The sequence below is a fragment of the Parendozoicomonas sp. 209JJ7-1 genome (assembly GCF_058147085.1).
In genome coordinates, this window is the sequence record NZ_JBYVJU010000011.1 from 181,642 (window position 1) to 188,850 (window position 7,209).

Annotated in this window: 8 protein-coding genes; 5 read left to right on the forward strand and 3 right to left on the reverse strand. The window is 52.7% G+C overall.

Translation table 11 applies throughout. The features are described from left to right. Positions 1-15: 15 nt before the first annotated feature. The 3 genes from apbC to ACY2RQ_RS12800 form a co-directional block, all read right to left on the reverse strand. Positions 16-1,116: an iron-sulfur cluster carrier protein ApbC gene (apbC, locus tag ACY2RQ_RS12790; protein ID WP_490113371.1), complete on the reverse strand. Its 1,101-nt coding sequence runs from the start codon at positions 1,114-1,116 to the stop codon at positions 16-18. 145 nt (positions 1,117-1,261) lie between these two features. Then, positions 1,262-2,050 carry a replication protein P gene (locus ACY2RQ_RS12795; protein WP_490113372.1) on the reverse strand — a complete coding sequence of 263 codons (789 nt, stop codon included), beginning with the start codon at positions 2,048-2,050 and terminating at the stop codon, positions 1,262-1,264. After that, a complete protein-coding gene (locus ACY2RQ_RS12800; RefSeq protein ID WP_490113373.1) occupies positions 1,959-2,789 on the reverse strand; it encodes a DnaT-like ssDNA-binding domain-containing protein in 831 nt (276 codons plus the stop codon). Before ACY2RQ_RS12800 ends, ACY2RQ_RS12795 begins: the two co-directional genes overlap by 92 nt. A 388-nt stretch (positions 2,790-3,177) precedes the next feature. Here ACY2RQ_RS12800 and metG point away from each other — a divergent pair, with 388 nt between their 5' ends. The 5 genes from metG (at position 3,178) to ACY2RQ_RS12825 (ending at position 7,113) form a co-directional block, all read left to right on the forward strand. Continuing rightward, entirely contained in the window at positions 3,178-5,241 is a 2,064-nt protein-coding gene (gene metG / locus ACY2RQ_RS12805) for a methionine--tRNA ligase (RefSeq protein WP_490113374.1), read from the forward strand. 108 nt (positions 5,242-5,349) lie between these two features. Then, on the forward strand, positions 5,350-5,535 hold the full coding sequence (locus ACY2RQ_RS12810) for a hypothetical protein (protein WP_490113375.1): 186 nt from the start codon (positions 5,350-5,352) through the stop codon (positions 5,533-5,535). A gap of 12 nt (positions 5,536-5,547) precedes the next feature. Next, positions 5,548-6,213, forward strand: a complete 666-nt coding sequence (locus ACY2RQ_RS12815) for a YciC family protein (RefSeq protein ID WP_490113376.1) — start codon at positions 5,548-5,550, stop codon at positions 6,211-6,213. A 25-nt stretch (positions 6,214-6,238) separates the two neighbouring features. Next, on the forward strand, positions 6,239-6,373 hold the full coding sequence (locus ACY2RQ_RS12820) for a hypothetical protein (RefSeq protein ID WP_490113377.1): 135 nt from the start codon (positions 6,239-6,241) through the stop codon (positions 6,371-6,373). Positions 6,374-6,534: 161 nt separating this feature from the next. Next, a complete protein-coding gene (locus tag ACY2RQ_RS12825) occupies positions 6,535-7,113 on the forward strand; it encodes a hypothetical protein (protein WP_490113378.1) in 579 nt (192 codons plus the stop codon). Positions 7,114-7,209 lie beyond the last annotated feature (96 nt).

A 7,209-nucleotide genomic window follows, 5' to 3' on the forward strand; every position in this document is an offset into this window, starting at 1 on the left:
CGTTTATCTTTTTACTCAGTCATCAGATATGGTGATAGTCGGAATGGGTGCCGACTGCCGACTCTGCAGTGCCAGCCGTGCGGCCATCCTCCGTGCTGATCTCCGGTACAGCTGCGCTTCTGCGGAATCGCCATCTGCGGCCACTGTAGGCTTGCCACTATCAACCTGTTCACGGATTGACAGAGACAGAGGCAGAGAACCCAGCAGGTCGGTGCAGTATTCATCGGCCATTCGGCTGCCACCGCCTTCACCAAACAAGTGCTCTGTATGCCCACAATTACTACACACATATACAGACATATTCTCTACGATGCCCAACACGGGTACGTTAACTTTGCGGAACATTTCCACACCTTTGCGGGCATCCAGCAGAGCCAGGTCCTGGGGTGTAGTAACGATGACACTACCCGCTACAGGAACTTTCTGAGCCAGGGTCAGCTGAATGTCACCGGTGCCGGGAGGCATATCAATCACCAGATAGTCCAGTTCACCCCACAAAGTCTGGTTCAGGAGTTGCAGCAGGGCTCCGCTGGCCATGGGGCCACGCCAGACCATAGGCGTCTCTTCCGTAACCAGATAGGCCATGCTGTTAGATTTTAATCCCAGCGCTTCCACCGGGACAAACATCTGTTGTTCGCCGACCATTTCCATGCCGGGGCGTTGTCCGTCTTCTACGCCCAGCATTTTGCCAATACTGGGACCGTAGATATCCGCATCCAAGATGCCCACTTTAGCATTGTCCGCCACGAGGGCCAGGGCCAGGTTGACCGCTGTCGTGGATTTACCAACACCGCCTTTGCCGGAAGCTACGGCGATAATATTTTTTACCCCTTTGAGTCCTGTGTCTTCGCTGATACGGGGGGCGGGCTGAACATTCCGGAGAATAGTGACGTTTGCTTTTTCAACCCCGGTGATCTGTTCAAGCTGCCCGGCAATCTGTTGCTGTACTGAAGCTGTGTCACAGGCGTAGGCCAGACTCAGTGTCAGGTTTACCTGGCCATTGTCGCTGGTCAGGCTTTCAATATCAGCCACCTGCAGCAGGCTGGTGTGATCCAGCCAGGGGGCTGACAGGGTATTCAGTTTGCTCTCTATCACTTTACGGGAGCTTGCGGTCATTGGTTATCTCGCTTCCTGATACTTCATATGTCATGTCATTCAAATCGCTGGCAGGCCAGTACCTGGCCTTTGAAATACGCAACCCGAGATCAGCCATTTCTGCTTCAGAGGGTACATTTTGAGGAGAATCACCCTACCTGATTTTTTACAGAGCACCCAACTCTTTCAGGAACTCTTCTCGCCCACCATCGGGATTAATGCCATGGCTTTCCATATCCTTGCGTAAACGCTGCTCCGCCGCAGCTTCTGTTTTACGCAGCATATTGGCACGAGTTGGATTTTCCAGGGCTTTATGAATGGTGGCATCCAGATCTTCCCCCGCTATCAGGCGGTCGATCAGAACCCGGTAGTTACGCTCAAAGATAGGCAGAACCATCTGCTGGGGTTCACTTTCCAGCAGGCTCCAACCAGTTTCCCGGGCTGCAATATAGACGGCGATATGGGACCAGTAACCTTCATTCGTGCGGTTGGTGGCACGGCAGGCTTCATAATAAGCCTGCTGGGGTTCCGGCAAACCCAGTTCGTTAAAGCTGGGTTTACAGAGTTTACGGATATCCGCCAGATCCGGAAAAAAACGGGTGGTTTCTATGGCTGCCTGCATGGCCCGCACAATCCGCTTGGGGGAGAACTCTTTCAGGGATTGCAGCCACACCCGTTTGGAAGCGGCCTCCGCTTCCGGGGTTGGAAAAGCACGGCGATACTTCAGGGGAAACGCCCCTTCAAGCTGGACAAAAACCGCATTGATGGCATCACGATGCCCCTGCCCCAGTGTGGCAGTGCCCTGCTGTTGTGTACCGAGCTGTTGAGAACCCGCGTGCTGGGTACCGGGTTGGCGGTAAGCGTCAGTCCTCGAAGTCGAGGAAGGGGCCGTCTGCCCAGCTCTGGTCTGTAAGCTTTTCCTCTGTTGTTCGAGGAGTGTGCGTCCTTCTTTCACCCTGCTCCCTCTGCCACTGATAGATAACGTGTTTGATAAACCGGTAATCCCAGGCCTTGCGGGCCTCACCGGTGCTCAGCCAGTACATTTTAAAGTCTTCCAGATGCTGCAGGGCATATTCACGGGTCAGGCCGTTCTGCTGCTGCAGCTTCTGAAAACACCAGTCCGCCGGCAGATAATTCTCAGGGAGTGGTGTCGCCCTCGCCTGCGGATTCACCGGATTATCCCGGTGTCGGGAAAAAACGTCCATGCCTTCTCCAACAGATGTCCCTGTGGACGCCCCATAGCCGGAAGGTTCCTGCTGGCTCGACTGAAAAGCCTGGTGCTGGCGCTGTTCAATAGTTTGCAGGCGTGTTCTCGCAGTTTCCAGCATGACCTGCTGGTTTTGCTGTTCGCCCTGCTGATGTTTCAAACGGCTCTGTTGAGTTTTCGCGGTTTCCCTCAAACCTTTCAGTTGATGCTGCAGGGCTTTCAGCTGGCGCTCCAGGTCGCTGATCTGATGACAGGTCGTTTCATATTCCTGCCCTAGAGCTTCCACTTTTTCGGAACAGACCACCTCCTGACGCGCCAGTCTTTCGACCCGCTGACGGACAGCCTGCTCTGCGCTACTATCCGACATTTGTTGCGTACTCTGTTGCCGGGGCGCTTCGGCAGACTCAGACTCACGATCCAGCTCCCAAAGAGCTTTCCCTTCCCTGTTGAGTCTGCGAGTCAGGTTGTCAGAATTTCGGTCGCCCATAAACATACCCGGCAATACACCACCATACAGTCAGATAAAAACAAATAAACAGCTTGTTACTCTCCAGTGTACTGCGGACAGGGGATGATCGGCCACCAGTATTTGCAACACCTCACTGGAACACTAAAAAATGGCTATACATCCCCTTCTGAACAATCAGAAGGTTCCGCTATCCCATGACCATTCGGTTGAGCAAACTCTCCCCAGATACTGCATGCTGAGAACGCAGAAACCGGAAATCCACTTCAGAATTCCCGGCATTCCCCCCGAATCAGGCAATGCACAGTTTCGCGATTCACGGCCATCCCCTTATAATGGACGTTTATGATTCTTTCCTGCTCCATCGCCCGCCCGGTGAAGGAGGTATTTCCGGAGACCCATTTTTTCCATGTCAGAACAGCACGCCTCTGCCGCGCCGCGCAAAATCCTGGTCACTGCGGCCCTGCCCTATGCCAATGGCCCCATCCACCTGGGCCATCTGGTGGAATACATCCAGACCGATATCTGGAGCCGGTTCCAGAAAATGCGTGGCCACGAGTGTCACTATGTCTGCGCCGACGATGCCCACGGCACCGCCATCAGCCTGCACGCTGAAAAGCAGGGGATGACTCCGGAAGAGTCCGTGGCCCAGGTGAAGAAAGAGCGTATCGCCGACTTTGGTGATTTCCATGTTGTCTTCGACAATTACCACTCCACCCATTGCGAAGAAAACCGCGAACTGTCTTCCGCTATCTACCTGAAGCTAAAGGAACAGGGCCATATCGCCAGCCGCAGGATCATGCAGGCCTACGATCCGGAAAAAGAAATGTTCCTGGCAGATCGCTATATCAAGGGTGAGTGCCCCAAGTGTGGCGCTGCAGACCAATACGGCGATAACTGTGAAGTCTGCTCCGCGACTTACAGCCCCACTGATCTGAAAAACCCGTTCTCCACCATTTCCGGGGCGACACCGATAGAGAAAGAGTCCGAACACTTTTTCTTTAAACTCACCAACTTCCAGGACTTCCTGAAGGGCTGGACCCGCTCCGGCACTATTAAAGACGAAACCGCCAACAAGCTGGCCGAGTGGCTGGACGCGGGCCTGCAGGACTGGGATATCTCCCGGGACGCGCCCTACTTCGGTTTTGAAATTCCCGGCGAACCCGGCAAGTATTTTTACGTCTGGCTGGACGCGCCTATCGGCTATATGGCGTCTTTCAAGAACCTGTGTGACCGTACCGAAGATCTGGACTGGGATGAATACTGGAAGAAAGATTCCCAGTGCGAAGTACATCACTTTATCGGTAAAGACATCGTCAACTTCCACTGCCTGTTCTGGCCCGCTATGCTCCAGGGTGCCGGTTACCGCACGCCCACCAGGGTGAGCGTACATGGTTATCTGACCATCAATGGCGAGAAGATGTCCAAATCCCGCGGTACCTTTATTACTGCCCGTACTTATCTGAAGCATCTGAGCCCGGAATATCTGCGTTACTACTACGCCGCCAAACTCTCCAGCCGTGTTGATGATATTGATTTCAATACAACCGATTTTATACAGCGGGTGAACAGTGATCTGGTTGGTAAGGTGGTGAACATAGCCAGCCGTAATGCCGGCTTTATCGCCAAACGTTTTGCTGGACAGCTGTCTGGTACCGACAGCGCACCTGAGCTGACCAGGACTTATATGGACGCTTCCGAAACTATCGCCCAGTACTACGAAGATCGCGAGTACGGCAAGGCGATGCGGGAAATCATGGCCCTGGCTGACAAGGCTAACGCCTGGATTGATGAAGTGAAGCCCTGGGTTGTGGCCAGGGAAGAAGGCAAGGACCAGGAGCTGCACGATATCTGCTCCACCGGTATCAACCTGTTCCGCCTGCTTATGATCTATCTAAAGCCGGTTCTGCCTGAGATGGCAGAGAAAGCCTCAGCCTTCCTGAATGTTGAGTCCCTGAACTGGACCGACAACCAGACCCTGCTGTTCATCCACGGCATTAACAAGTTCAAGCCACTGATGACCCGGATTGAACCCGCCAAAGTGGATGGCATGATGGCCGACTCTGCCAGATTGCTGGAAAGCCTGGCCGCGGCCAGGGCAGAGCCAAAAGCGGACACCGAAATCAGCAAAGAACCTATTGCTGATGAGATTGCGTTTAGCGACTTTGCCAAAGTTGATCTTCGTATCGCCAAAATCGTTAATGCCGAGCATGTGGAAGGTGCCGCCAAACTGCTGCGTCTGACTCTTGATATTGGCGAAGAGACCACCCGTAATGTATTTGCCGGTATTAAGGCTGCCTATACACCGGAAGCACTGGTTGGTAAACATACAGTGATCGTCGCTAATCTTAAGCCCCGTAAGATGAAGTTTGGCATGAGTGAAGGCATGGTTCTGGCGGCTGGTCCCGGTGGTGAAGAGCTGTGGATTCTGGAACCACATAATGGTGCTCAACCAGGTATGAGGGTGATGTAAGCAGCCTTTTACAAAGCCGGTGAATTCTTACCGGCTTTTTTATCTGACGTTTATCGATCCCCATAAAGACTATTAAAGTTTCGAGTGCCCAGCCACTGTCTAATAATTATGTTCAACCATACCAGCCGCCTCAGATTTGGTTTTGAGCAGTTTATCGGGCTGGCGATTGCGGCCAGAGCTGTTTTATTGCAAGCGGGTGAAATCATTGTCTCAGTTCGGTATGGTACAGGCATGGCGCTTTTGCCGTACCTCGCAGATATGTTTATGTCTCCCAAAGAATTGACAGGGATCTGATAGCACCACCCCATGCAAACAACATTTCAACACGTCCAGACTTACCTGCAGGATACCCTGCGTTTTTTCCGATCCAATATTGGCGCGCTGGCACTTCTGGCGCTTCCTTACGCTCTGCTCAACGAAGTGGCTTTGCAACTGGTGGTGATTCCGGCGGAAAACCAGGACAAAATACCGAACAGCCTTATAGTTGAACTGATTCTGTCTCCGGTTTTCCAGAGTGCTGTGATTGTTTATATTGCGGCTTCTATCAGCGGCAATCCCCGCTCGCCCGTACAGAGCTATCTGACGTCTATCCCTTTCTGGCCAAAAATGCTGCTGCTTACGCTGGTGTCCAGCGCCGGTATCTTCGCAGGCCTCTTCCTGTTTATCCTGCCCGGTATTTTCCTGATAATCCGCTTCTGCCTTGCGGATATGTTCTGCATGCTGGAACAACGTTCCGTTTTACAGAGTCTTAAGGAGAGCTTTACCGCGACCATTCCTGTCACCTGGGTTATCTTCCTCGGTCTGGCCATGCTCTTCCCTGCTGTCACCCTGCTTTCCATAAGCCTTGGACAGTTCTCAGTCAACTCCGGCAATATGGGCATCAGCATTCTGACTTCCGTTGCCCAGGCCCTGTTGCAGACCCTGTACATTATCTACCTGTTCCGGGTTTTCAGCTCTATACACAATAAATAACCTCCTGCGGCCCGCCTTTGCGGGCGTGATTGAAAAAAGCGGCAATGTCGGTTGGCTCAAGGTCAGAATGGAATGGGGCGAACTCAGGGAATACCAGTCCAAGGACCTGATTCCCTGCCCCCACGAACGTTCGCTTCAGGCCATGGAAAAGGACGTTTAGACATGGTTTTATCCTGCCGGGGGAATCTGGTTCAAACCCGGCTCGGCAATCAACATCCTGAACACACACTCTTGCAACATTTTGTTCACATTTTCATCACACAAACGTCAAGTTTGAACCATAGAGTTCAGAACAAATAACCCTGACAGGAGTGAACTCCCTTGAACAAGCTTTTCACCGCTCTGGTGGTTGCTTCCGTACTGCCCCTGACTGCCTGCCAGTCCATGGAAAGCAGCAATGATGTCGCTGCCAGGCCCGCAGCTCCCGCCAAGACCGTTGCCAAGGTGAACAACGACGACCTGTATGAAGTAGCCCACGAAGGTCGCTACTATGTTTTTGACGACCTGGAGGTTTATCAGGATTTCGTAAAGAATGGTGAAACCCCTTACCGCAAGGTGTTCATCGGTGAAGGCCCGAGGAAAGAAACTCTGGTTTTCGGCCTGCGCAGCAAGGACAAGAAGAAATCTGCCGGTATCACCAGTGTGGATATGTTCAAAGGAAACCAGGCCCCCGCTGAAAACTTCTACGGCGAGCGTCGTGATGAAGAAGGCCGCCTGTACGTATTCAGCGAGCTGAAGGATATGGAAGCCGTGCGCAAGACCGGTGAAGCCGCTTACCGTTTCACCCAGATCGGCGCTGGCCCCAAAGGTGAAACAGTTGTCTTCGTTCTGAACAAGAGCAACAAAAAGAAGAAGCCTGTTGCCCTGATGGCTGAATTTGCCAAACGCAACGCTCTCTGATAAAAACTCACTACTGTAACGATCTGAAAGCTCACCGGCTCCCTCCAGCCGGTGAGTATATGACACCAGCCTTCTTTCAATTTCCGACTATCCTTA

Coding starts and splice junctions, on each gene's coding strand:
- apbC (WP_490113371.1), bottom strand. CDS start 1,116: ATGACCGCAAGCTCCCGTAAAGTGATAGAGAGCAAACTGAATACCCTG.
- ACY2RQ_RS12800 (WP_490113373.1), bottom strand. CDS start 2,789: ATGGGCGACCGAAATTCTGACAACCTGACTCGCAGACTCAACAGGGAA.
- metG (WP_490113374.1), top strand. CDS start 3,178: ATGTCAGAACAGCACGCCTCTGCCGCGCCGCGCAAAATCCTGGTCACT.
- ACY2RQ_RS12810 (WP_490113375.1), top strand. CDS start 5,350: ATGTTCAACCATACCAGCCGCCTCAGATTTGGTTTTGAGCAGTTTATC.
- ACY2RQ_RS12815 (WP_490113376.1), top strand. CDS start 5,548: ATGCAAACAACATTTCAACACGTCCAGACTTACCTGCAGGATACCCTG.